A 23,485-nucleotide genomic window follows, 5' to 3' on the forward strand; every position below is an offset into this window, starting at 1 on the left:
ATTGGCCAGCCCCGACTCTCACCAAAGCCGCCCGGCTGAACCAACACACCTGCACTTCATGGGGGTACTGACATGCACTCCCAAGCGGTCCGTGACCGGTGTTGACTGAAAACCGGCTATCAACCACGAAGGAACCCCTCACCATGCGAGCAACACTGATGTACGGCGCCGGAGACGTCCGCGTCGAAACCGTTCCCAGCCCCGCTATCCAGGAGCCCACTGACGCCGTGGTGCGCATCGTTGCCGGCTGCATCTGCGGCAGCGATCTGTGGCCCTACGCCTCCAAGCCGGAGACCTCAGACGGCGCGCGGATGGGCCACGAGTTCGTGGGCATCGTCGAAGAACTCGGTTCCGAGGTGTCCGGCCTGTCCGTGGGTGACTTTGTCATCGCGCCCTTCGTGGCCTCCGACGGCACCTGCGATTTCTGCAAGGAAGGACTGCAGACCTCCTGCCGCCACGGCGCGCACTGGGGCGGTCACGACGACGGCGGCCAGGGCGAATTCGCCCGGGTCCCGCAGGCGTCGGGCACCCTCGTCGTCGTCCCGGCCGGCTTCGACGAGAAGTTGATCCCGTCACTGCTGAGTCTTTCCGATGTCATGTCCACCGGATACCACGCTGCCAAGAAGGCCGGCATCCAGCCAGGCCAGACGGTTACCGTGATCGGTGATGGTGCAGTAGGGCTCTCAGCGGTTCTCTCCGCCAAGCTCATGGGCGCCTCTCGGATCATTCTCATGGGCCGGCACGAGGCCCGAACGGACCTCGGCCGCGAATTCGGCGCCACGGACGTTGTCGCCGAGCGCGGCGAGGAAGGCATCGCCAGGGTCAGGGAACTCACCAACGGCGACGGAACGCACGCCGTGCTCGAAGCCGTGGGCCTCAAACCAGCGATCGAGATGGCGATTGGCGTCGTCCGCGACGGCGGCATCATCAGCCGCGTCGGGGCGCCCCAGTTCTCCGACGTACCGCTGGGGTTCAGCGAATTTATGCGCAACATCACTCTCACCGGCGGCGTCGCACCGGCGAGGGCCTACATCGAGGAACTGCTGCCGCTCGTGCTCGACGGCACCATCGAACCCGGCAAGGTCTTCGACCGCACCATCGGCCTGGACGACGTCCCGGCCGGCTACCGGGCCATGGCCAACCGTGAAGCACTAAAAGTGCTCGTCCGCCCCTAACGAAAGCACCTGAATCTTATGAACATCACACTCAACAACGGCGTCATCATGCCCGCCCTCGGGCTCGGCGTCTTCCAAAGCCCACCGGAAGAAACAACCGCCGCGGTCGAGGCCGCCCTTGCTGCCGGCTACCGGCACATCGACACTGCCGCCGCCTACGGTAACGAGCGGGAGGTCGGCGAGGGCATCCGCAGCTCCGGGCTCGACAGGTCGGAGGTGTTTATCGAGACCAAGGTATGGGTGAGTGACTACGGCTACGATCAGACGCTGCATGCCTGGGACAAGGCGACCGGCAAGCTCGGGGTGGACTACCTGGATCTGCTGATCCTGCACCAGCCGGTGCCGAGCCGCTTCGAGAAGACCATCGCCGCGTACCAGGCGCTGGAGGCCCTGCTGGCCGACGGTGGGGTGCGGGCCATCGGTGTCAGCAACTTCATGCCGCACCACCTCAAGCAGCTGCTCGCCGAGACCGACATCGTCCCGGCCGTGAACCAGGTGGAGCTGCACCCGTACTTCAGCCAACCGGGTGTCCGGGCGGCCGACGCCGAACACGGCATCATCACCCAGGCCTGGTCGCCGATCGGCGGCATCACCTTTTACCCCGGCTGGGGCGAGGACCGGAAGAACGTCATGCAGGACCCGGCCATCGCCGCGATCGCTGAAGGGCACGGCAAGACGCCGGCGCAGGTCATGCTCCGCTGGCACCTGCAGCAGGGCCGCTCAGCCATCCCGAAATCGACCAACCCGGCCCGCATCGCCGAGAACTTCGACGTTTTCAACTTCGACCTGTCCTCGGGCGAGCTTGCGGCCATCGATGCGTTGGACACCGGCGTGCGCAACGGCCCGGACCCCGACGTCTCCCGCGACCAGTGGTTCGACCGGTCCATCCCCGAAGCCTAAGCACGGCAGAACCAGACCAGAGATAAGGAACCAGCATGGAATACCGTCCACTTGGCCGAACCGGAGTCAAAGTCAGTCCACTGTGCCTCGGTGCGATGATGTTCGGTCCTTGGGGCAATGACGACCGCGCTGACAGTATCGGCATCATCCACCGTGGCCTTGATGCAGGGATCAATTTCGTTGACACCGCGGACGTCTACTCCGGCGGGGTATCTGAGGAGATCGTAGGGCAGGCGCTGGAAGGCCGGCGTGATGACGTGTTCCTCGCCACGAAGTTCTTCATGCCCATGAGTGAGGACCCGAACCAGCGCGGCGGCTCCCGCCGGTGGATCATCCGGGAGGTGGAGGACTCACTGCGGCGGCTGAACACCGACTACATCGACCTATACCAGGTCCATCGGCCCAGCCCGGACACCGACGTGGAGGAAACCCTCGGCGCGCTCACCGACCTGGTCCGCCAGGGCAAGGTCCGGTACATCGGCTCGTCGTCCTACTCCGGATCCCAGATCGCGGAAGCCCAATGGGCGTCGAGGGAGCGGAACCTGGAGCGGTTCGTCACAGAACAGCCGCCCTACTCCATCCTGGTCCGCGGCATCGAAGAGGACATCCTCCCCACCGTGCAGCGCCACGGTATGGGCACCCTCACCTACAGCCCGCTTGGCGGCGGCTGGCTTTCCGGCCGCTGGCGCAAGGACTCCGCATCCGCACCGACCTCATCCGCTCGCCCGAGTGCTCGGTTCGACATGACCAGCCCCGCCAATCAGCGCAAGCTCGACGTCGTGGAGGACCTGGCTCTTCTGGCCGAAGAGGCCGGGTTGACACTGATCGAACTGGCCATCGCGTTCGTAATCAACCACCCCGGCGTCACCTCGGCCATCGTGGGACCCCGCACCATGGAACAGCTGGAGTCCTACCTCCCGGCCGCGGACACCATACTCACCGCGGATTTGCTGGACAGGATCGACAAGCTGGTCGCTCCGGGAGTCACCGTAAACCCGGACGACAACAGCTACGGCGCACACGAACTCACCGCACACGCACGACGACGGACCCGACCATGACCAACGAGGCGATTGAAGCCCTTCATGAGGCCATGTTCGGGGCGATGGTAGACGGGGACCTGGTAGAACTGGATTCCATCCTTGCTAGCGGATTCACGCTCACTCACATGACCGGATATGTGCAGTCCAGGTCGGAATGGCTTGAAGCTATTGAATCCGGCGAGATGCAGTACCACCGGATGGAAACGGTCGGGGCCACCCTAAGCGCGGATGGGACAGTGCAGATTGAGCTGCCACCGGAGACGGTGCTGCTGATCTTCTTGCCGGTGATGCTGTTCTGGGAAAGCCTGACCACCTCGCTCCGGTCCATCCGGCGGGACCTGCGTGGCATCGTGTTGCTCAGCACGCTGCTCGTTGTGGCCTCCGCCCTTGCCGTCGCCGGAGTGGCACACCTCCTCGGCCTGCCGTGGAATGCTGCTCTTATCCTCGGTGCCGCCCTCGCTCCTCCGGACGCGACAGCAGTTGCGGCTCTGGGCCGGATGCTGCCGCGCCGGAACTTCATGCTGCTCAAGGCCGAAAGCCTGACGAATGACGGCACAGCCCTGGTGCTCTACGCGATTGCCGTTGGCGCGACACTCGGCGGCAGCTACACGCCAGTCAACATCGCTGGCCTTTTCGCCCTCTCCTAAGTTGGAGGGGCGGTCGCGGGCATCCTGGTGGCAGCCGCGGCCTACCTGCTCCTGGTCCGGGTACGCGATCCGCTCATTACTAACATCGCCCTGCTGATCACCCCTTTTGCCTCTTTCCTGCTCGCCGAAGCCGTTCACGCTTCCGGAGTCCTGGCCGTTGTTGCCGCAGGGCTGATCATTTCCTTCACCTCCGGCCGGATCAGCACGGCGGCATCGCGCCGCCAAACCGAGTCCGCATGGCCCCTGGGATCCTACCTCCTCAATGGTGCCCTGTTCGTCCTCATCGGCCTCCAGGTCCAAGCCGCCATGCACGAAATCGATGCCCGCGATGCGGGCCGGCTTCTGCTGACGACAGTTGCCGTGTGGCTGGCGCTCATCATCATCCGGTTCGTGTTCCAAACCGTGAGCGTCGCCGTCATCCGGGTCCTGGACCGGCGCCCGTCCCAACGCGGGCGCAGGATGACCTATCGGGCCCGTATCGTCAGCTCCATTGCAGGCTTCCGCGGAGCAGTCTCCTTAGCCATAGCCCTCTCCGTGCCATCGGCTCTCGATGATGGCTCACCGCTTCCCGGGCGAGATGACATCATCTTCATCAGCGCCGGGGTGATCGTGCTGACCATGCTTGTTCAAGGACCTCTGCTGCCCACCGTGGTCCGATGGGCACAGCTTCCCGAGGAGTCCGAGGAGGAGGAACTGCGGCTTGCCGAACTGACTATCGCTTCCGCCGCTGTCTCTGCGGTCGACGAGCTGGCCGACGAACTGCGGATCAGTGCAGACGTATGCGGCCGCGTTGCGGGCGAGTACCGCTCCCATCTCTCTCTCGTGCAGGCGCTTCATGCTGGTTCCGACCCGGAACCACCCACTCAAGCACACCGGGAGGAGACAGTGCTGCGCCAAGCCGTACTCGACAGGAAACGGGAAGCACTCCTAGGGCTTCGACTCGCCGGCACAGTCGATGACACCGTTGCCCGGCGGCTTCAAACCAGGCTGGACATTGAAGAACAACGCCTCACCGGTGTCGAAATAGTGGACTGATCATGCCGAAGGTTCTTGTTCTTGCATACTGGACACGGGTAGCTGTTGGTCCGGAATTGATGCAAAGCCAAAGGCAGGGCGGCTGTGAAAGCCGCCCTGCCTTTGGTGCGCACGGGACGTTCCTGCGCCCGTCTATCGGGTTTCCTGTTGCGTTGGAGGCAGGGTTATCCCGTGCGCGTGCCGGACGTAGATCCGGCGGTCCTTGGTCCCGTCATCGTCTGGTGTTGTTACCTGAGGGGAGATGCCTGCGTGGGTTCGCAGGGAGCGATGGTCACATGATGCCGGTGGGTACGAGCAGGGCCCAGGCCAATGCGGGGGCTACGAGGACCACTCCGCCGGCGTACATCATCAGCTGCTTGTAGACGCGCTGGCGGTCGTTGTCCCGGGCGTTGGCGACGACGAGTGCGCCGTCTGTGGAGAAGGGGGAGACGTCCACGACGGTGGCTGCGATGGCGAGTGCTGCGACGGTTCCGGAGGCGCTGAGTGAACTGGTGGCCAGCAGCGGCCCGGCCAGGGGGATGAACGCGGTAAGTAGTGCGGTGGAGGAGGCGAAGGCTGATCCTACGCCGATGACGTAGCAGAGGACCAGGGCGATCAGAAGTGGCGCACCGAGTGCGAGGGCTTGCTCGGCGAGGGTATCGATGACGCCGACGTGCTGTAGCAGGGAGACGTAGGTGATCATGCCTGCCACCAGCAGGACCGTGGACCAGGAAACGCCGCCGATGAACGTTTTGTGTTCCTTGATGTTGACGAATGCCAGGAGGAGCCCGGCCGAGAGGGCGACGAATCCGATGGGCATGTGGAAGCCCAGGGTGCACACGAGAATCACAGCGATCAACGCCAGAGTCAGGATCTGTTGACCCTTGGGGCGTCCGGCGCGGGTTGCGTCGAGACCGGCGTACTCGTTGGCGTGGTTGTCGCGCAGCTTGCCCAAAAGGGCGAACAACACAATGGTCAGGGCTGAAAGGATGAGATTGAGGGCGAAGCTGGCCGTGAAAAGCGCGCCTTGGGAGATGGGGAATCCGTTTTTCAGTGCAATGTCGTGCACCAGCACGCCCGCAACGGACAGCGGGGAGAAGCCGCCGGCGTGGGCCCCGTTGATGACGAAGGCGCCCATGAGGACGGGGTGGATGCGTGACTCGTAGGCAAGTCCGAGGGCTGCCGGTGCCAGCAGTGCGACGGCGGCCGGGGAGAAGGTGCCCAGAGCGGTCAGCCCGGCAGCCATGAGGAAGAACACCCAGGGGAGGAGCAGTGTCTTGCCCCTGACCAGGCGCACGCAGGTCTGGACGATGATGTCGATGGTCCCGTTTCTTTGGGCCATGCTGAAGAAGTAGGTGACGCCGATGATTGTCAGGACGATGCTGGCCGGGAACTCCTCAAGGATTTCCTTGTCGCTCATTCCGAGCATGAAGTAGCCGACACCGAAGGATGCAACCAGCCCCATGACGCCGATGTTCAGCGGCCATTTCGTGGCGACGACGAACATCACGACGAGGATGACGAGCGGGATGATCTGGGTTGCGGTCATAGTCGGCTCCGATCCCGAGGCGGCCGCAGGGTTGAAGAGGACACCTCCGAACAGGAGGGTGAGCAGACCCAGGATAGCGGTGGCGGCTACCGTCACTAGCAGGATACGGCGGCGATGGTTGGTGCGCTGGGAGCGGTCCTGACGGGTGTCGCTGTCCAGCAGTGCTGTTTGATCTTCGGTTTTAGTCATGATGCTGTCTCCTCATTGAGTGGCGCGGGTCAGTTGGTGGCGTTGGCGAGGGAGGCGTCGACGGCGCTGCCGAGGGCCTCGGGGAGGTGGATGACGGTGGTCGCGAGGGTGCGGGCTGTTCGGTCGACGCCAACGAGCAGCGATCCGTCCCGTTCCTCGTTCCAGGTTTCGATGACGCCGGCCGGAGTGCGCAGCCGCAGGATGGGTTGAAGGGTGCCGCCGGTGATGTCGTTGAGTACGGTGCCCGGGGTGCGGGCGGCGAGTGTCAGTGCGATGCTGCCGGTAATGGCCAGCGCCGGGTGGGGCTTGCCCATCGAGAGCATCATGACGCTGACGTCGCTGTCCGGATCGGACTGGGCTGGCGAAGCCACGATGGCGACCTTGGGGACGGCGCGGGCCGCTTCGCTCGTGGTCGCTGCCAGGCCCATACGCACTGCGGCCTGACGACGGATATGTTCCAGGGTTTCCAGTTGCAGCTCCACCCCGGCGAGCCAGCTATCGTAGCTCTCGGGGTCAAGGCCAAGGTCCTCGGCACGGAGAATCACTACCGGCGCTCCGGCGTCGACCATGGAGACGGCCCAGCGGGTTCCGCCGGCGGTGATCCTGTCTGAGGCTGACCCGGTGGGAAGCAGCTTGCCGGTGGTTTTACCGGCAGGGTCTTGGAAGCCGAGCCCCACCCGGAATCCGGGGAACGGGACACCGGGCATCTGTGCCTCCGGGACAATTGGCAGGGCACCGGACGGCGTGGACACCCGCTGGATGATGATCTGGCCGGTGTTGGTGTTTCGGGTAACGATCCGGGTGACGTCACCGGTGGGCACTACCCAGCCCTTCTCGATGGCGTACAGGCCGACCACAGCCGAGCAGTTGCCGCAATTGCTGCCCCAATCCACTGCGGCGTCTTCAATCCCCACCTGGGCGAAGGTGAACTCAACGTCGACGTCGTCGCCGACGGGACGGCTAAGGATCATCGCTTTGCTGGTCGTTGAAGTCGCCCCGCCAACACCGTCGATCTGCCTGTGGTCGGGGCTGCCGAACAGCCGGGGAAGCAGCGCGTCCGGGCTGGTTTCAGCCTCACCGAACTGCCCGCTTTCAAAGACCCAGCATTTGCTGGTGCCTCCGCGCATCCATTCCGCTTCGATCTTCATGGTCAGTTCCTTGCTTCTCTGCCGCCCAAGTGTGTTCAAGGGCCTGCTTCGAGATTGAGGTACATTGCAAATGAAGACAATGTCGGATTTGTGAGGCAGGATGTAGAAACGCTTAATTCAGCTAATCTGAAAGGGTGCGCCGTCAAAAATCAGGCTTCGAGCGTCCGTAGAAACCACTGACCTCCCGGGGGCGAAGCGGCGCTTGTATAGAATGAACATGTTGTACAGAAGGGTGAATAATTGCTTAACGATGAGAGCCGGGATTTATTCGATATTCGCCGGTTGGCGTTGCTGGTGGTGGTCGTCGAGCAGGGATCGATCACTGCAGCGGCCGAACTGATGATGTACACGCCCTCAGCAGTCTCCCAGCAGCTGCGCAAGCTCGAGCAGGAAGTTGGCCAGCCTCTCCTCAACCGCCGCTCCCGCGGGGTGGTGCCCACCGAGGCAGGACAGGTGCTCGCCGGCCACGCCCGCAAGATCGTCGGGCAAATGCGGGCAGCACAGTCCGACCTGGACCAAATCGCCGGCCTCAAACGCGGCTCCCTGACCATCGGGACATTTCCGACTCTCGCTGGGTCATTTCTGCCGGTTGTAATCCGAGCCTTCAAAAAGAGGTACCCGGCCATTGGCCTCTCGGTGCGAAGCGCACGCTTCGATGACCTCGTGACAGACCTGCAGTCTGGAGTTACCGGCCTGTGCCTGCTGTGGGACTACCCCTGGAACCGCTTTGAGGATGATTCAATCCGTATAACGGAAGTCTTCCAGGAGAGCACCGTCCTCCTGGTGTCCCGCGGGCACCCGCTTGCCGGCCGCGATGAGATCCGGATGGAAGAGCTCCGCAAGGAATCGTGGATAGTGCGGGCCGAGGCCCACCCCGTGGTGGAAGTGCTGCAGCGCTCCGCCCACGAGGCTGGCTTCGAACCAACGATTGGCTTCCTGGCCAACGACTACCAGGAAGCCCAGGCCATGGTGAGCGTCGGGATGGGCGTGGCCATGGTGCCGAAAACCGCCGTCGCCCTTCAACACCCCGATGTCAGGGTGATCAGCCTAGGTCCCGGCGCACCCTTACGGCGCGTATTACTGGCCCAACGACAAGACAAGGTCTACGCCCCGGCTGAAGTCGCATTCCACTCCACGCTGCTGGAGATCGCCCGCGAACGAGCCGGAGACTACCTGTAACAACGGAGCGGGTCGTTTCGGCGGTGTGGTGGTCGCCCCATGGAAAACCGGTTTACGGGCGTCGGAGCTGCCCCCGGGCCCTCCGTGGCGGCTCTCCAGAACGGTTGAAGTTAACGGCATAGGCTGGCCATGAAAGCCACCCCGCCTGGTGCGTAGCGAAGGAGTCGTAGAGAACCACTGGCTGCACCGCAAAGGCCCACTGCACAAGGCATACGACGGCGATCGCTGCAGCCGCCGTCGGGAAACCGATGGGGGACTCTTTGAAACTGGTGGAGCTGTTTATCGGGGGGATTGAACGTCTTGGTTGGCGTTGAATGCGTGTCTGTATTGGCTGGGAGTCAGTGATGTGGACTTTTTGAAGGTGTGGCGGAAGTTGGCCCCTGTTCCCAGTCCGACTGAGGTAGCGATCCTTTCAATCGGTGCCGAGGTCGTTTCAAGGAGCTCTTTGGCCCGTTCGACGCGCTGAAGTGCGAGCCATTTCATGGGGGTGGTGCCTGCGTGTGTCTCAAATCTACGGGCGAGTGTTCTCTCACTGAGTGCGGTTGCGGCGCAGATGTCCGCGATCGTGATCGGCTGGTGCATGTGTGCGGTGGCCCATTCCATGGCTGCGGCGACGTCGGTTGGCTGGTTCGAGTTGCCATACAGCGGCCGATGCTCGATGAATTGTGACTGTGTACCTTCACGGCGGGGCGCTGAGACAATCGATCGTGCGGTCAGGTTCCCCTGGGCGGCACCCCAGTCACTCCGGACCAAGTGAAGGCACAGGTCAATTCCGGCTGCAACACCGGCCGAGGTAAGCACCTGGCCGTTGTCGGCGAAGAGTACGTTTTCATCCACTGAGATGCGCGGATAGAGCACTGCCAGGTCTGCCGTGGATTCCCAATGAGTAGTAGCCGATAGGCCGTCCAAGATCCCGGCCTGCGCCAGGGCAAAGGCGCCCGTACAGATGGAGACCAAGCGTGCTCCACGTCCATGCGCTGCGGTCAACGATAAAAGAACTTCATCCGGAAGAGGCTCGCGCGCTGTGGTGTAACCGGGAACGATGACTGTGTCCGCTTCCGCAAGAAGGTCAAGCCCCCTGTCCGGGACCACGGAAAACCCGCCCGCGGCCGGAACAGGCAGACCACCCGCCGAACACGTTTCCACCTCGTATAGGCCGGGCGTATTCCGTCCAAGAACTTGGATCGGGATACCAAAATCTAGAGCCAATACCTCCGGCAATGCCAGCACTGCGACCTTGATGGGTACCTTTCGGTTGATGCGATCAGTGCCGTTTTTCAGTGAAGTGGCAGGATTCTTTTGCATAGTGGCTATCTTGTCACTGTTTTGCGCGTTTACTCAATGGAATCGTGGGAGCATGATCAAGCCCATTTCCAGTTTTCCGATGCTGCTCGTCCGTCTTATCGCCGCCCAGGCTTGCTATTACATGATCGTGAGCGTCGATTTGACGCTCACCGGTCTGGTTGGGATGTCGCTGGCCACCAACCCGGCGCTGATGACACTGCCGCTCAGTCTGATCGTCGTTGTTGGCACGGCTTGTTCGTTCGTGGCCGGGCATGCAGCGGCGCGCTTCGGGTACCGGCCAGTCATGGTCGTCGGAGCCTTAACTGCGGTCGCCGGAGGCGTCCTCTCCGCCGTCGCCGTCGCATCGGACTCATTCATTCTCTTTTGTATCGGGACTGCACTGACCGGCGGGTACAGGGCGGTGGGAGGGTTCCTGCGGTTCGTGGCTTCAGAATACGCACCCCCGGCGAAGCGCGAGCGTGCCCTGGCCCTGGTGATGTACGGAGGCATCATTGCAGCAGCCTTGGGGCCATTCGCCGCTGTTGCTGCATCGCAGGCAGCTGATCAGATCTACGTTGGCTCATGCGCATTGATAGCGATTCTGGGAGTTGCCGCACTAATCCTCGCAGCGACCATGCCGCCGGCTACAGGAGGTAGCGCAGAGTCCGACAAACCGGCGATTCAGATTCGCGATCGTGTCTGGAACCCTCAGTTCCAGCAGGCAATTCTCGTCCTGGCCAGCTCGGGACTCGTGATGACGCTCGTTATGGCCACGGGTCCGTTGGCGAACGAACATGCCGGACACGGCTCGGCCTCGGGCGCAGCAATGATTCAGTGGCACCTCATTGGAATGTTCGCCCCGTCAGCCCTGAGTGCACTTTTTCTCAAGCGGTATGGCACGTCTAAAACCAACATCACTGGTGGCCTCATCATGGCGGCCGGGAGCGTGCTTGGTACATTCGCTGACACCGGATGGGCGATGACAGCGACGCTAGCCTTGGTTGGCGTGGGCTGGAATGTCCTGTTTGTTGCTGGATCAGCGCTGCTGCTCCAGTCGTATCCTCAAGGCAGGGGAACCAAACTTCAAGGGTTTACTGACGGAACAACTGCTGCCATCTCAGCAACGGGGTCCTTTGCGGCTGCGTGGATACTCCAAAGTGTCGGGTGGAAAGGCGTCAACATTCTGGCGATAGCTATAACCGCGACCGTCCTAATTCTCCTTGCTTGGTCGACCAGCAGAATGAGTAAACTGCCAGCGCCAAGGCACGACGCCGACGGTTCGTCGGCGTTGGTCGTTGCGGAGAGCCCTGTCCTGGAAACGTCCACCCGCGACTAGGCAGGACGACGCGACATTGCTCGGAAATCAATCCCCACAAACCTGCGAAGGCTTGAACGCTTCGCCAGCGCAACGGCCAACATTCGTTGGTTCCCGCACATCTGACCAGCAATTCTCTTGCAGCCACTTGAGACTGCTCGATGAATGCACATCCAAAAACGGTCGATATCTTTAGTCCGTCTCGTTTAGTGCCGTGATGGCGCGGCAGATCCGAGGTGGACCTTGTCCATGACGCATCTGCGACCGCACTGATTCCGCAGAATCAGACCCAGAAATCGTGACGTAACCGAGAACTTATAGTCGTAGCCACCTGGCCTCGACTGGCGGCCTAGTATTGGCCCCATGAAGGAATGGGTCCGCGGTCATCTAAGGTTGGCAGTCGCTGGTGCACTTGTGCTGGAGTGGGCTGTGCTGGTCGCCGGCGGGCTCGCTCTGGGGCGCACACCTATCGACGCCATCATTAATGCTGTAATCGGGACAGTCATCTCCGGGATGATACTTGCCTTCGAACTGCGGCGAAGAGGCCGGACCAAAGTTCGCCTCGACGCGAACGGTCAGGTTATGGTCTACATGCGTTACCCCGATTCGCTTCCGGGTTCTCTCAGTGGAATCTGGAACATGGGCATCGCAAGGCCCGAAGGAAGAAGTATCGAGTTCCAGCCTGCGGTTTATGACACCTTGGAACCGTCGGGGCGGCCAACAGAGATCAACGTAATTCAGGTGCTGCCCGAGCGTAGGCACATATCCAGCAAAGAACGGAAGTATGTTGGCGGTGTAGGGATCCAGGTCATGTCCCTGATCACAGAAAAGGGCAAGGTGGATATCGCTGGAAGTTCGGAGTCTTTGGCGAAACTGGTTGATGCGTTGGAAGGCGCATCTTAGAGTCGAACCAGGGTGTGATCAGCCGGCACCGGATTTCATTTCAGGGGCCGCCGGTGTTCCGTCGCCGCGAGCGTCCCAGGGCGAGGGCAAGTTGGTCTCTGAGGTGTTTGATTTCTGTGGAGGGCTCACGGTTCCTTTCCAGGGAGGCGTTGAGGCGTACTCGCAGGGACTCGGTGCTGGCGCTGCTTCGGCTTGCGCGGGGCTGCCGGGGCCGGCCATCATCGCGTAGACCGATAATGACGGCGCGCAGGTCGGCCTGGGTGTAGAGCCAGGACCGGGAAACCCCGGCGGCCGCCGCTACGGCTTCGAAGGTTACGGCCGAGCCCTGGTTCTGTAGTTCACGCAGTGCTGCCACGGCTTTGGATCGGGTGAGCTCATGTCGGCGCTCCGCGGCTTGCCGGATGTGGCGGCTGTTATCTGCCCGCACGGTTGTCCTCTTCCTCGATGTGGTTTGGGGCTGCATGCGTTTCGTCTTCGAGGGAGTCGATGATTCGGTCCAGGTTGCCGAGCACTCGGGTGTTCATTTCGGTCAGCCGCTGTTGCCCGCGGGCTTCGGCGGCGGAGATGATTTGCACGACCTGGATCCGGTGTTCGCGGTGTTGCGGGAGGAAGTCGGCCGTGGTGATGAACATGGGACAGGTCAGGCAGGCGTTGGCGTGCGGGCAGGTCTTCTGAACCGGGAGACCGCAGTAGCCGTTGGGCAGGGCCTGGGTGGCTCGGCCGAGGCGCTGTTTGGACCAGGCAGCCTCGGCCAGGGGGCCGTCGGGGTCAAGTTCGACGACGCTGCCGGATGCGTTGACTTTCCGGGCGGCTTCCCAGTGCCGCCGGATGCTCGTATCGCTGAGTCTGGCGTAGTCCGCGGTCATCTGGTGTGAGTCGTGGTCCAGGATCCGGCGTACGACCTCCTGCGGGACGTCGAGGTTGATCAGTCTGGTGCCCAGGGTGTGGCGGAACCGGTGCGGGCTGACCACGGCAGGATTGCCGTTTTCGTCGGTGACATCGCATTCTCTGACCCATCGCCGAAGGGCGGTGCTGTATGCGTTTGCGCTGATGTGTCCGGCGCCGTAAACGTCCGCCCGGTCATGGGCGAAAAGCAGATGTGTCCCGGAGTTGCCCGTGCCGTTGACGTAGCTGATTTGCTCGGCGATGGCCCGTTCAAGTTCCTCATCGATGGGAACGAGCGCCTCGCGTTTCATCTTGTGGTTCAGATACCGCAGGTACGGGGCGCCGTCCTTGTCCCGGGTGATGCAGTCCTGCCTCAGGGCCACGGTGTCGCTGATCCGCAGCCCGCACCGGATCAGAATCAAGGTGATCAGCCGGTGATGCGGGCTGGCCATTTTGGCGAGGTTTGCCGGGTGTTCCAGCTGGGCCATGACGTGTTCGCTCAGTGCCCGGGGTTGCCGGGCTGTCTCTTTGGGGTAGTCCTCGGTGTAGATCTGGGCCGTGCTGGGCAGATCGGTGACCCATCCGTGCCGGCGCATGGTGAGCAGGAAGGTGTGTTGAACTGGCCGATCCGCATCCTGTGCGAAACCGTCCCGGCGCTGTGGGTGTGCAGGTATGCCAGGAACCCTTCGATGACCTCCCGGTCAATGTGGGCGGTGCCGTTGACCGGGATCCTCGTTGAATCCAGAAAGGCATTGAAGCTCTCCACGGCCTTGGTTCCCAGCACCGCGGATTCAACCGTCAATCCGGTCGTTAGCCGCCAGCGGGCCCATCGTTTGGCGAGCTTCTTCAACCAGGGCCGGGTGATGTTTTCGAAGTGGACCGTGACGTGGCTGCGCGTGGCGATACCGAGGGCCCTGGCATGCCAGACATCCTTGGGGAACTCGTTCTCCCACGGGGCGGCGTCCGGGCCGGCCTTCCCCATTGGCCCCGTCCGGATCGGCAACGGGTCCTTTCGTGAGGGCACCGGACGCAGGGTGGTCATATCGTCACCGTCTTGGAGGCGAACCAGCCCGCATCGGCCAGTGCGCGGCGGGCATCATCGCTGGAGATATGGGCGTACGTTTTGACCGTAGTCGTGAGGCTGGCGTGGCCCAACAGTTTGGAGACGATCTCTATTGGGACTTTCTCCCGCAGCATCCGGGTGGCATACGTATGCCTGAACCAGTGCGGCTCGAAACCGATGCCCGTCTGGTGCCGGAGCCGCCGTACGAGATCGTGCACGGCGGCGTAGGTCATTGGCCGCCCGTAGGGCCGGCCCCACAGGTTGACGAAGACGTAGTCGCAATCCAGGTCACCGTACTCAGCATCAAGATAGTCGGCATACAAACGGATCAGTTCCGCGGTGACCGGGACCGTGCGCGAATGGGGCGATTTCGCCCGTGCACCGTTGATGTTGTCCCGCCGGCATATGGTGATTTCCCGTTCCGCCACGGCGATGTCCTCATGGCGGAGGCCCAAGGCTTCGCCGATCCGGATACCTGCGTCATGGAGCAGTGCGAAGAGCAACCGGTCCCGCAGGTGCCCACACGAATCCAGAATGCTTTGGACCTCATTCGGGGCCAGCAGGCGGGGAATCCTGGCAGTGGTCGGAAGCTTCACAGCCCGCCGCTGTTTCGCCGGTCCCTTGCTGATGTGATGCAGGAAGGGTTTCCACCCTCCCTGGCGGGCGGAGGGGTCCCAGCAGGTGATCAGTTCGCCCAGGTCCAGGCCGTGGCGGGCGGCGTGCTGATAGAAGATGGACACGGTGGAAAGCTTGCGGTTCACCGTTGCCTCGCCGCAATGGTGCCCAATGGCCGGAAGAACAGAAAAGACCTGGCCACGCATGTCCGGTGGACGCCGCAGCCATCGGATGAATGCTCCGAAGTCTTCGAGCTTCACGGACTGCCAGTTGTGTCCGTGTTCGTCCAGGAAAACGAACCAGTCCTTCAAATCGTGGGCATGGGCCTTGATCGTGTTCGGTGACCTCTCGGTATCGGCCAGGTACCGCAAATACCGCTCCGCCGGTTCCACCACGCCGGTCACGCCGATCAGCGTGAAAGACACCGCATCGCTTGCCGGATCCAATACCTTCGTTACCCGCATCGCCGCTCCCGTCACCTGCCTCATGGACGGAAAAGACGCTAACCCATCCACAACGAAGCAACCAGATCCCCAAACCCTCGTGGGCTACATGACGGACGGGCGCAGGAGGACTAAAGATATCGACCGTTTCTGACCAACCCGCCGTCGGCCACCCATGTCAGTTTCAGAAGCCGACTGCACAGAATGTCAGAAGTCTTCTGCATAACGCTGCCGCGTCCGTAATCCGGTCCCCAACCGGGCTGCAGAAAGAGCGGAGGTGGCACCTTGGCTCGCCGCCCCGGGGCGGATTAAAGCTTCGCGGTCAGCTAGTGTGAGTCGCGTGATCCCCGAGTGGAAATCGGCCCTTAGTCAATCCTTGGTGTGGCTGGCTGGTGCAGCCGGTACGGTGCATGCCGGGTTTAGCTTGTATTGGGCCTTCGGTGGGCAACATCTCTTGGCCACGGTCGGCAAATGGGCTGTCGAGTTGTCAGCTAAGGCTCCTCTCGAAGCAGGACTCGCGCTGGGGGCGGTTGCGATAGGAAAGCTGGTGGCAGCAGTAATCCCCGTAGCCGTCGCATATGGACGAGTACCCCGGCCGAAGTTTTGGCGGGCAGTAGCCTGGGTCGGTGCCTCGCTCCTCGTCGTATACGGCGGGGTGAACGCGGTGGTGAGCGGCGCCGTCCTTGCCGGCTTGATCCGACCTGCAGGCGGCTACGACGTTGACGCGATGATCGGCCACGCGTGGTTGTGGGATCCGCTGTTCTTCGTCTGGGGCGCAGCCCTAATGCTATCGCTCTGCTACTCGCGCCGACCCCCAGCAACAATGCCGTGACCCTATCCCTTTGCGGGCGGCCCAGCTGGGCAGATGACTTCTGACATTCTGTGCAGTCGGCTTCTGAAACTGACATCCGGATCCGCGGGGGAGGGCGGCCAGGCCTTTCGAGCCGGAACTAGTCGAAACGGTTTCAATCTAACGGATGATGCCGGCCGGATCGCATCCGTCTGCACCGGTGCCTTTCTCCTGGCGCACGGGGGCTTGCTGAACTACCGGAATGCGACCACTGATTACGGTGCATCACGACCAGTGGGCGTAGGTCCGCTGAACTAACCACGATTCCCAGTTCCTCATAGGCTTCGCGCGCTGCGGCGCCGATAGCTGACTCAAGCGTTCCCCGAGGGGGAGCACTCGATAGATCAACATCTAGAATCTGGGGCATGACGGAAAAGGGCGAGGTTGAAATCAGCGACGGTGTCATTGTGCTCCGCCCGCTGAGAGTTGAGGATGCAGCGGACCACCTTGCCGGCGAGGATGCCGATTTGGTGCGTTGGCTGAATGGAGGCCCTGGTACAACTGAGTCCGTTCGAAGGTATGTCGAGCACATTCAGCACATGTGGGAGAAGGGCGGACCCATATTTACTTTCGCCATCCGGCTCAGGGCTGAAGATACCCTCGTTGGAACAATAGACGTCCAACTCAACCAAGATGCCTTCCGGTCTGGCCAGGCCAATTTAGCCTACGGGCTTTACCCTGACTGGCGCGGTCGTGGGTTCGCCACCCGTGCAGTGAGCCTCGCTGTGGAGTTCTTGCGTCCCGACGCTACTGTCTATTCGGCTCTAATACGAGTCGAACCAGCAAACGCCTCATCCGCTGCAGTGGCCGTTCGCGCCGGCTTCACTCTTGCGTCCCGTGCTGCCGAGACTGGCGACGGCCACGACTGGTACGAGTACGTACTTCGTTGAAGGGTTCCTGCACTGCCCCCACAATGAGATATCCGCTGGTCCTAGACCAAGACGTGCGACGGTATTCCCGTCGCGGTGGCCTGCCTGGTGCTGGGTTTCTCCAAACAGACCTTCCACGCCTGAAAGGCCGCCCCGGTCACGGAGCGAGACTGCTCTGATGCGCACCTGACCAACGCGGCCCTGGATGTCCACCGGGACGATCCGGCGTTCGGTACGGTTCATCGCAGACGAGCTCGAAGTCCAGGGTTTCAACGCCGGAGAGAACCGCGTGGCGCGCCTATGCAGCAGCCAACGGATCTGGTCGGTGTTCGCCAAGAAACGCGGCCTGACACGCAAAGCCGGCTCACCGGTGCATGATGACCATGTCCGGCGGGACTTCACGGCGACGGCAGCAGATCAGTTGTCGCTCACGGACATCACCGAGCACCGGACCGACGAGTGCAAGCTCCATCTGTGCGCCATCAAGGACGTCTATTCCAACCGGATCGTGGGCTACTCCATCGATTCCCGAATGAAAGCGTCACTGGCCTTCTCGGTCCCTGCACAACGCGATAGCGCTTCGGGTCCCGGCAGGAACCCGTGGTCCATAGCGAGCGCGGGTCCCAATTCCCGCTCCAACGCCTTCGTGCGGACCTGAAAGGCAACGGGCTCAAAGGCTCCATGGGACGGTTCGGCGCGTGCGCCAACAACGCCGCCATGGAGTCGTTCTTCTCGCGCCTCCAAAGGAATGTCCTGGATCGAGTGCGATGGTCCACACGGGCGGACCTCCGCTTGGCGATCGTGACCTGGATCGAGAAAACGTACCGGCGGAAACGCCGCCAGCGCCGCCTCGGCCGGCTAACACCTGTCGAGTTTGAGACAATCAATACCGGCCTCAAAGCCGCCTAGCAACACTAAACCCCGGGAGTCACCGAAATCCAGAGCAGTCCCGAAGAGCTTGGTGCTTGCGTTTATGGTCACGTCGTCTGGAAGTAAAGGTGGGTGTGCGCGGCACACCGTTCGTTGAGGCGAACGCCGCAGCTTGGGCACGATGTGGTTGCCAGATAGGCGTGGATGGACATTTCGCATTCGCATACACCGCACAGCACAGCTGGCTCTGCCCACTGGTTCTTTGGCCACGTTTGGGGCTTGTGATCTGCTTCCTCCGCGTGACAGAGATGGCAGGGATAGTACCGAAGACAGCACTTGAACTTTATGGCTATCACGTCTTCTTCGGTGTGGTAGTGAATGCAGCGGGTTTCGTCGTCCACGGTTCTGCCGAAGATCTGCATGGCTAGGCGCTGCCTGCTCACTTCACGCGTCGCACGAGGATGTCAGGGAAAGCCCGGTGCGCGGCGACCGCCGCAGCCGACGCCACGGCGTCCTTCAGGATATCGCCCGGGTAGAAGATGAGGTCTGCGGCGAAGGCAGCCTGCCACGAGAGCTTGAGGTTGACTATCATGCCGAGCACCCCGAGCATGTGCGAGGCGACCACGGTGACTACGATCGCAGCGAGGAAGAACCACAGGCCGCGTCGCTTGCCCGGGAGGCGCCGGATGATCTGCTCGGCGGCAACGCCTACGAGCAGAGCGGCGAGGAGGAACCCCACGATGTATCCGGCGGATCCGCCCGCGAGGACATGCAGCCCTGCCCGGCCGCCCGAGAAGATCGGCAGCCCAGCGAAGGCAAGGAGAAGGTAGAGTGCCACCGCGGCGGCGGCACGGGAACCGCCGAGGACGAGGCCGGTCACCATGACGGCGAGGGTCTGCAGCGTGATGGGCACCCCGAAGCTGCCGACGGGGATGCCCGGGACGATCGCCGAGGCAGCGATGAGGGCTGCGAAGACAGAAACGAGTGCCAGCGACTGCGCGTCCCACAAGCGGCGGGACGCGCGGGGGCTGGTCTCGGCCGAGCGGTGGGGTGCCGGCGTCGGGGTCGTCGGGTGGCTCATGGTTCCTCCTGGTGGTTCGGGGCGGCGTTCTTCGAAGAAGGCTACGCGGCGCCATCCCCGGCCGTTTTGTAGAGAACCCACCAGCGTGCCCCATGATCTGTGGATCGTTCGCTACAAAGCGACGGTATTGCGCTTAGCATCGGATCGACCGTAGGCCCTTTCGCCAGCAAAGCCGGGTTTTAGAGTGTCTGGTCGACTAACCATTGGCGGTAGCTTGCGGCCAGGTTGTCGTTGCGAAGCAGGCCTCGTTCCAGAAGGGAGATCTTTGAGGGCCATTGGCCAAGGACGCGGGCTGCCGTCGTGATGGTGCAACAGAGCGTGGTGCGCATTTGTCGCAGATCGGAGATATCCGGGGCTGCCCGGAGGAATCAAATTTCATAGGGGGCATCGACCATGGATAACAGAACTAGTAGAACAAGCCCACCGCCCCGAAACGCATAACGTGCCCAAGCGAAGCGTCCTCGTTCAACGCCGTCGCCGCAATAGGATTTTGGGGGAGTGACGTTCTGCGGCTGCGCCTTCACCTGCCATCCCCTACCAAACCAAGTCCTGCCTGAGTAGTTCTCCAGCCTTGAGCGAGGCCGATAGCCTGCTATTTCTTGTGACTGGTAGAGCGCAGCCGCCGATAAAGTCGGATCGATGCAAAGAGAGCAGAATGGTTCCCGAACTGCTGACGCGGGCCTCGCCCACGCTGGCTCCGACCACTCCGCAGACGGTTTTGCTACGTACTCGGTGCCAGGGAAAACCATTGGCATGGCAGTGGCACCGCATGCACACTGATAGCAGTCAATCTACCTATGAAGGAGAAGGCGTGAGCCACCAGCAAGCCACCACGGGGGCATCCCCAGAAACATCGACCCGGCGGGGTGCTTTGGCTGGCCGTACGGCTTTCGTTACGGGAGCAGGGCGGAGCATTGGGCGTGCCATCGCGGTGCGCTGCGGATCAGAAGGCTCCCGGGTCGCCGTCAATGACGTCGATGCGGCTGCTGCAGCAGCGGTTGTCGCCGAACTGCAGGAGGCCGGCGCGGAAGCGCTGGCCGTTGTCGGCGATATGTCAGATTTCGTGCAGGTGGATCGGGCATTTGCCGAGACCGAAGCCACACTTGGTGTAGTCGACGTACTGGTCAACAATGCCTATACCCGTCGGGGCGACACAGCTTGGGGCAATTTCCTCTCAGTGGAGCCATCCGACTGGGAGCTTTTCGTTAGCGCGAATTTGAACATGCTGTACGGCTGCACCCAGCGGGCTGCACGGGCGCTGGCCGGAGCACGATCGGGGGGCTCGATCGTCAACATTAGCTCCATCGGAGCCGAACGCGCACACCGAAACCTCATTCCTTACGACTCCGTAAAGGGGGCGATGGAATCCTTCACCCGGGCCGTCGCCGTTGACCTCGCCCCGTGGGGCATCCGGGTCAATGCCGTGCGCCCCGGGGCGATCGCGACTGAGCGGGAGCAGCCCCTGCAGGACGGGTGGGAGGATCTCCGTGCCGCGCAAATTCCGCTGGGTCGGGCCGGAACCCCGGAGGACGTTGCCTCCGCCGTGGTCTTCCTTGCCTCTTCCGAGTCAGCGTATATCACCGGACAGATCTTTAACATCGACGGCGGTATGATGGCCCAGGGGCGGGCTCCCCAAGTCGAGGGCGCGCCGGTGATGCACCCGGGAAACGCGGCGCCTGCTCCGGTAACTCTTCTCCGCTGACCCACCGCCAAGCGCACCAGCCCTTTGCCGGCAGTCGTTTTCCCACACTGCGGTTCCGTTGATCTATATCGTCATGTGCCAGTGGCGCCTTCTCTCGGAAGGCGTGGACGGGCCCATAGCACCGCCCGTGCATAGTCCCGGTGCCAGCCGGTCAGCTTCTTGACCTCGTCCAGGATCTTTCCCTTCCGGGCCCTGTCCCCGGCCCGATAGGACCTGGCCAGCTGCTTCGTCACGGCCTTTCGCTCAGCCATCGTCAAACCCATCCACCCGGCGTAAGCCCGCAAACATCCGCCTGGCAACCGCCGACCCAGCCGGAGGATTATTAATGAGGCAACGTATCCCCCTTCGCGGAGATTATTTTACGAGTCAACGCGGTGCCTAGCATCGAGGGGAATGCAAGCGTAGCGTCTGTGATTGAAGCAAGGCGGAAAGTCGACGGTGGGACCCACGTTCGCACAGCGCAGCCAGGGTTTGGTGCCGTTGAAGGAGGCAAGATGGCTGGATGGAACGCCGACACGGCCGCGGGGCCGCTCGGCGCCGGGACTGTTACCTTGGTGGAGGGTTCCTCCTTCTGCATCTCCCTGGAAAACGGGGACATCCATCCGGAGCATCCTCATGGGGTTTTCCATGAGGACACCCGCATCCTGTCACGCTGGAGCCTGGCCGTGAATGGACAGCCGCTGGAACCGCTGACAGCGGAGACAAAGGAACCGTATCGGGCCCTGTTTATTGGCCGTGTTCCCCGCTCGGACGGGTACGCGGACAGTCCGCTGATCGTAGAGCGCCTGCGCGAAATCGGAGCTGGAATCGTGGAGGAGGTCACTCTTCGGAATTACTCCTCCGATGCAGCCGAATGCCTCATTACGTTCGGCGTCGAATCGGACTTCGCGGACCTGTTCGAGGTGAAGGAGGCACGGGTCCAGCGGAGCTGGAAGCAATCCCGCTTAGCTGACGGCGACACGCTGTCTATCCGAGCCGTTTGGCAGGACGTCCGAAAAGGGGTCATTGTGAAGGCGGAGGGTGCCACCGTGACAGCGGATGCGTTGGCCTACCGGCTGGTGGTTCCCCCGCGTGGGCACTGGCGCGCCGTGCTGACGGTGTCGCCCACTGTCAATGGCGACGTGCCGGTGGCTTCGTTCGTGCATCCGGCTGCGGGAGAAATGTCTCCACGAGACCGGCGCAGGCAGGAATGGGTCGCCAAAATCCCGAAACTGCATATGAGCAACCGCTCCATCGAGCGGACCTTGCGGCGCAGCTACGATGACCTGGGCGCGCTCCGCATCGAGGACCCCGACCATCCTGAACGGATCGTTGTGGCCGCTGGCGCTCCCTGGTTCATGACTCTTTTCGGCCGGGACTCGCTCCTTGCCTCGGAAATGGCGCTGCCGGTGGACCCATCCCTCGCCCTCGGCACCCTGCAGACCCTCGCTGATCGCCAGGGCCGTGTCGTGGATCCGATGAGCGAAGAGGAGCCTGGGAAGATCCTGCATGAAGTCCGGCTTGGCGTCTCCAGCGGTTTGGCGCTTGGCGGAAAGTCCGCCTATTACGGCAGCGTCGACGCCACACCGCTTTTCGTAATGACGCTCGGCTCGGTGAGCCGCTGGGGCTTTGCCAAGGACACCATAACCGCCCTGCTGCCCCACGCAGACCGGGCACTGGACTGGATCCGGAACTACGGCGACAAAGACGGCGACGGGTTCGTCGAGTATGAGCGCCTGAACCCTCGGGGGCTCGTCAACCAGGGCTGGAAAGACTCCTGGGACGGCATCAATTTCGCGGACGGAACACCGGCCGAACCGCCGATCGCACTCTGTGAAGTCCAGGCATACGTCTATATGGCGTATCAGTCCCGCGCGTGGATGGCGTATGACGCTGGAGATGCGACCTTGGGTGCTGAGCTCGCTGAGCAAGCAGCCCAGTTGAAGAAACGCTTCAACGAAGAGTTTTGGATGCCGGACCGTGGCTATTACGCTATCGCCCTCGATGGCAAGAAGCGGCAGGTCGACGCCTGTGCGTCCAACATGGGGCAATGCCTGTGGCACGGAATTGTCGATGAGGACAAGGCTCCTCTGGTTGCCGAACGCCTCATGTCACCCGAGATGTTCAGCGGCTGGGGCATACGGACCTTGGCCAGCGATATGGGCGCCTACAACCCGGCGAGCTACCACAACGGATCCGTTTGGCCGCATGACAGTGCCCTCATCGCAGCGGGCCTGCTGCGCTACGGCTTCGTGGAGGAAGCCCAGCAAATCTCCACGGCACTGCTGGAGGCAGCCGAATACACCAACGGACGGCTCCCGGAGTTGTTCTGCGGCTTCAGTCGTGACCAAGTCACCGTACCCGTGCCGTATCCGACGGCATGCTCTCCGCAGGCCTGGGCAGCGGCCACACCAATCATGCTGGTAACGAGCCTGATGCGGTATGACGCCCATATTTCACGCGGCGGCCTGTGGATGGATCCGGTGCTCCCGGAGTCCTACGGAGATCTTCACATCACCAACGCACCGATGGCTGGAGACCGGATCACCATCGACATTGCCGGTACCGAACCGTCCGTCCAAGGCCTGCCCGAAGGAATAGCATTCCACCGTGCTCACCGACCCTGGCTGACCGAACTCGTGGAACAGGCAGGACTGCGAAAGGTGGACGAACAAGACCTTGAGGTGAATCAGCTCCCGCTCAGGTCGTTGAACCAGCAAGGCCACGGCGGACTGGGGCGGCATGGCGACCAGGATGGCAGCCAGCCGGAGTGAGCGCCCGT

Annotated in this window: 20 protein-coding genes and 2 pseudogenes; 12 read left to right on the forward strand and 10 right to left on the reverse strand. The window is 62.4% G+C overall.

The window, feature by feature from the left end; genetic code table 11:
- Nucleotides 1-143: 143 nt before the first annotated feature.
- From J7E83_RS09805 to J7E83_RS09820, 4 genes and pseudogenes are all read left to right on the forward strand, one after another.
- On the forward strand, nucleotides 144-1,175 hold the full coding sequence (locus J7E83_RS09805; RefSeq protein ID WP_214961531.1) for a zinc-dependent alcohol dehydrogenase family protein: 1,032 nt from the start codon (nucleotides 144-146) through the stop codon (nucleotides 1,173-1,175).
- An 18-nt stretch (nucleotides 1,176-1,193) separates the two neighbouring features.
- Entirely contained in the window at nucleotides 1,194-2,075 is an 882-nt protein-coding gene (locus tag J7E83_RS09810) for an aldo/keto reductase (protein WP_214961534.1), read from the forward strand.
- Between the two features lie 35 nt (nucleotides 2,076-2,110).
- Nucleotides 2,111-3,136 carry an aldo/keto reductase gene (locus J7E83_RS09815; protein ID WP_214961541.1) on the forward strand — a complete coding sequence of 342 codons (1,026 nt, stop codon included), beginning with the start codon at nucleotides 2,111-2,113 and terminating at the stop codon, nucleotides 3,134-3,136.
- Nucleotides 3,133-4,800 (forward strand): annotated as a pseudogene (locus tag J7E83_RS09820) (Na+/H+ antiporter). Before J7E83_RS09815 ends, J7E83_RS09820 begins: the two are co-directional and overlap by 4 nt.
- Before the next feature lie 271 nt (nucleotides 4,801-5,071).
- Here J7E83_RS09820 and J7E83_RS09825 read toward each other — a convergent pair.
- Complete coding sequence (locus J7E83_RS09825) at nucleotides 5,072-6,517, reverse strand: SLC13 family permease (protein WP_214961543.1); 1,446 nt, start codon at nucleotides 6,515-6,517, stop codon at nucleotides 5,072-5,074.
- Nucleotides 6,518-6,546: 29 nt separating this feature from the next.
- Entirely contained in the window at nucleotides 6,547-7,665 is a 1,119-nt protein-coding gene (locus tag J7E83_RS09830) for a PrpF domain-containing protein (RefSeq protein WP_214961545.1), read from the reverse strand.
- Between the two features lie 240 nt (nucleotides 7,666-7,905).
- Here J7E83_RS09830 and J7E83_RS09835 point away from each other — a divergent pair, with 240 nt between their 5' ends.
- Entirely contained in the window at nucleotides 7,906-8,844 is a 939-nt protein-coding gene (locus J7E83_RS09835) for a LysR family transcriptional regulator (protein ID WP_214961547.1), read from the forward strand.
- Between the two features lie 279 nt (nucleotides 8,845-9,123).
- Here the strand turns inward: J7E83_RS09835 and J7E83_RS09840 are convergent, their stop codons facing one another.
- Complete coding sequence (locus tag J7E83_RS09840; protein ID WP_214961549.1) at nucleotides 9,124-10,149, reverse strand: GlxA family transcriptional regulator; 1,026 nt, start codon at nucleotides 10,147-10,149, stop codon at nucleotides 9,124-9,126.
- On the opposite strand from J7E83_RS09840, the gene J7E83_RS09845 reads away from it, so the two are divergent.
- Both J7E83_RS09845 and J7E83_RS09850 read left to right on the forward strand, forming a co-directional pair.
- Nucleotides 10,103-11,464, forward strand: a complete 1,362-nt coding sequence (locus J7E83_RS09845; RefSeq protein WP_251043705.1) for an MFS transporter — start codon at nucleotides 10,103-10,105, stop codon at nucleotides 11,462-11,464. The genes J7E83_RS09840 and J7E83_RS09845 overlap by 47 nt on opposite strands.
- 342 nt (nucleotides 11,465-11,806) lie before the next feature.
- Nucleotides 11,807-12,346 (forward strand): hypothetical protein, encoded by a 540-nt coding sequence (locus J7E83_RS09850; RefSeq protein WP_214961554.1) that lies wholly within the window; start codon nucleotides 11,807-11,809, stop codon nucleotides 12,344-12,346.
- Between the two features lie 40 nt (nucleotides 12,347-12,386).
- Here the strand turns inward: J7E83_RS09850 and J7E83_RS09855 are convergent, their stop codons facing one another.
- Genes J7E83_RS09855 through J7E83_RS09865 form a run of 4 tightly spaced genes read right to left on the reverse strand, consistent with a single transcriptional unit; the run spans nucleotide 12,387 to nucleotide 15,397 of the window.
- Nucleotides 12,387-12,773 carry a DUF6262 family protein gene (locus tag J7E83_RS09855; protein ID WP_214961556.1) on the reverse strand — a complete coding sequence of 129 codons (387 nt, stop codon included), beginning with the start codon at nucleotides 12,771-12,773 and terminating at the stop codon, nucleotides 12,387-12,389.
- Nucleotides 12,760-13,827: a tyrosine-type recombinase/integrase gene (locus J7E83_RS09860; protein ID WP_251043706.1), complete on the reverse strand. Its 1,068-nt coding sequence runs from the start codon at nucleotides 13,825-13,827 to the stop codon at nucleotides 12,760-12,762. The genes J7E83_RS09855 and J7E83_RS09860 overlap by 14 nt, the downstream gene beginning before the upstream one ends.
- Nucleotides 13,731-14,273: a hypothetical protein gene (locus tag J7E83_RS21115; RefSeq protein WP_251043707.1), complete on the reverse strand. Its 543-nt coding sequence runs from the start codon at nucleotides 14,271-14,273 to the stop codon at nucleotides 13,731-13,733. Before J7E83_RS21115 ends, J7E83_RS09860 begins: the two co-directional genes overlap by 97 nt.
- Nucleotides 14,270-15,397, reverse strand: a complete 1,128-nt coding sequence (locus tag J7E83_RS09865; protein WP_251043708.1) for a tyrosine-type recombinase/integrase — start codon at nucleotides 15,395-15,397, stop codon at nucleotides 14,270-14,272. Before J7E83_RS09865 ends, J7E83_RS21115 begins: the two co-directional genes overlap by 4 nt.
- 361 nt (nucleotides 15,398-15,758) lie before the next feature.
- On the opposite strand from J7E83_RS09865, the gene J7E83_RS09870 reads away from it, so the two are divergent.
- The 3 genes and pseudogenes from J7E83_RS09870 to J7E83_RS21120 form a co-directional block, all read left to right on the forward strand.
- Entirely contained in the window at nucleotides 15,759-16,184 is a 426-nt protein-coding gene (locus J7E83_RS09870; RefSeq protein WP_311379632.1) for a DUF3995 domain-containing protein, read from the forward strand.
- Nucleotides 16,185-16,567: 383 nt separating this feature from the next.
- Nucleotides 16,568-17,092 carry a GNAT family N-acetyltransferase gene (locus J7E83_RS09875; protein WP_214961557.1) on the forward strand — a complete coding sequence of 175 codons (525 nt, stop codon included), beginning with the start codon at nucleotides 16,568-16,570 and terminating at the stop codon, nucleotides 17,090-17,092.
- A gap of 17 nt (nucleotides 17,093-17,109) precedes the next feature.
- A pseudogene (locus J7E83_RS21120) lies at nucleotides 17,110-17,980 on the forward strand (IS3 family transposase); the annotation flags it as partial.
- A 68-nt stretch (nucleotides 17,981-18,048) separates the two neighbouring features.
- Here J7E83_RS21120 and J7E83_RS09890 read toward each other — a convergent pair.
- Together J7E83_RS09890 and J7E83_RS09895 are read right to left on the reverse strand one after the other, a co-directional pair.
- Complete coding sequence (locus tag J7E83_RS09890; RefSeq protein ID WP_214961563.1) at nucleotides 18,049-18,363, reverse strand: CHY zinc finger protein; 315 nt, start codon at nucleotides 18,361-18,363, stop codon at nucleotides 18,049-18,051.
- A 17-nt stretch (nucleotides 18,364-18,380) separates the two neighbouring features.
- A complete protein-coding gene (locus J7E83_RS09895; protein ID WP_214961571.1) occupies nucleotides 18,381-19,022 on the reverse strand; it encodes a biotin transporter BioY in 642 nt (213 codons plus the stop codon).
- Nucleotides 19,023-19,833: 811 nt separating this feature from the next.
- On the opposite strand from J7E83_RS09895, the gene J7E83_RS09900 reads away from it, so the two are divergent.
- A complete protein-coding gene (locus J7E83_RS09900) occupies nucleotides 19,834-20,724 on the forward strand; it encodes an SDR family oxidoreductase (protein ID WP_214961573.1) in 891 nt (296 codons plus the stop codon).
- A gap of 71 nt (nucleotides 20,725-20,795) precedes the next feature.
- Here the strand turns inward: J7E83_RS09900 and J7E83_RS09905 are convergent, their stop codons facing one another.
- On the reverse strand, nucleotides 20,796-20,975 hold the full coding sequence (locus tag J7E83_RS09905) for a hypothetical protein (RefSeq protein WP_214961575.1): 180 nt from the start codon (nucleotides 20,973-20,975) through the stop codon (nucleotides 20,796-20,798).
- A 243-nt stretch (nucleotides 20,976-21,218) separates the two neighbouring features.
- Here J7E83_RS09905 and J7E83_RS09910 point away from each other — a divergent pair, with 243 nt between their 5' ends.
- Nucleotides 21,219-23,477: a glycogen debranching N-terminal domain-containing protein gene (locus J7E83_RS09910; RefSeq protein ID WP_214961577.1), complete on the forward strand. Its 2,259-nt coding sequence runs from the start codon at nucleotides 21,219-21,221 to the stop codon at nucleotides 23,475-23,477.
- Nucleotides 23,478-23,485: the final 8 nt, after the last annotated feature.

The sequence above is a fragment of the Arthrobacter sp. ISL-48 genome, from assembly GCF_018613805.1.
In the GTDB taxonomy this organism is placed as follows: Bacteria; Actinomycetota; Actinomycetes; order Actinomycetales; family Micrococcaceae; genus Arthrobacter.

Excerpts from the sequence above, each read along its gene's own strand:
- J7E83_RS09805 (WP_214961531.1), top strand. The coding sequence starts at position 144 with ATGCGAGCAACACTGATGTACGGCGCCGGAGACGTCCGCGTCGAAACC.
- J7E83_RS09810 (WP_214961534.1), top strand. The coding sequence starts at position 1,194 with ATGAACATCACACTCAACAACGGCGTCATCATGCCCGCCCTCGGGCTC.
- J7E83_RS09815 (WP_214961541.1), top strand. The coding sequence starts at position 2,111 with ATGGAATACCGTCCACTTGGCCGAACCGGAGTCAAAGTCAGTCCACTG.
- J7E83_RS09825 (WP_214961543.1), bottom strand. The coding sequence starts at position 6,517 with ATGACTAAAACCGAAGATCAAACAGCACTGCTGGACAGCGACACCCGT.
- J7E83_RS09830 (WP_214961545.1), bottom strand. The coding sequence starts at position 7,665 with ATGAAGATCGAAGCGGAATGGATGCGCGGAGGCACCAGCAAATGCTGG.
- J7E83_RS09845 (WP_251043705.1), top strand. The coding sequence starts at position 10,103 with ATGCGATCAGTGCCGTTTTTCAGTGAAGTGGCAGGATTCTTTTGCATA.
- J7E83_RS09840 (WP_214961549.1), bottom strand. The coding sequence starts at position 10,149 with ATGCAAAAGAATCCTGCCACTTCACTGAAAAACGGCACTGATCGCATC.
- J7E83_RS09850 (WP_214961554.1), top strand. The coding sequence starts at position 11,807 with ATGAAGGAATGGGTCCGCGGTCATCTAAGGTTGGCAGTCGCTGGTGCA.
- J7E83_RS09860 (WP_251043706.1), bottom strand. The coding sequence starts at position 13,827 with ATGCGCCGGCACGGATGGGTCACCGATCTGCCCAGCACGGCCCAGATC.
- J7E83_RS21115 (WP_251043707.1), bottom strand. The coding sequence starts at position 14,273 with ATGACCACCCTGCGTCCGGTGCCCTCACGAAAGGACCCGTTGCCGATC.
- J7E83_RS09865 (WP_251043708.1), bottom strand. The coding sequence starts at position 15,397 with ATGAGGCAGGTGACGGGAGCGGCGATGCGGGTAACGAAGGTATTGGAT.
- J7E83_RS09875 (WP_214961557.1), top strand. The coding sequence starts at position 16,568 with ATGACGGAAAAGGGCGAGGTTGAAATCAGCGACGGTGTCATTGTGCTC.
- J7E83_RS09890 (WP_214961563.1), bottom strand. The coding sequence starts at position 18,363 with ATGCAGATCTTCGGCAGAACCGTGGACGACGAAACCCGCTGCATTCAC.
- J7E83_RS09895 (WP_214961571.1), bottom strand. The coding sequence starts at position 19,022 with ATGAGCCACCCGACGACCCCGACGCCGGCACCCCACCGCTCGGCCGAG.
- J7E83_RS09905 (WP_214961575.1), bottom strand. The coding sequence starts at position 20,975 with ATGGCTGAGCGAAAGGCCGTGACGAAGCAGCTGGCCAGGTCCTATCGG.
- J7E83_RS09910 (WP_214961577.1), top strand. The coding sequence starts at position 21,219 with ATGGCTGGATGGAACGCCGACACGGCCGCGGGGCCGCTCGGCGCCGGG.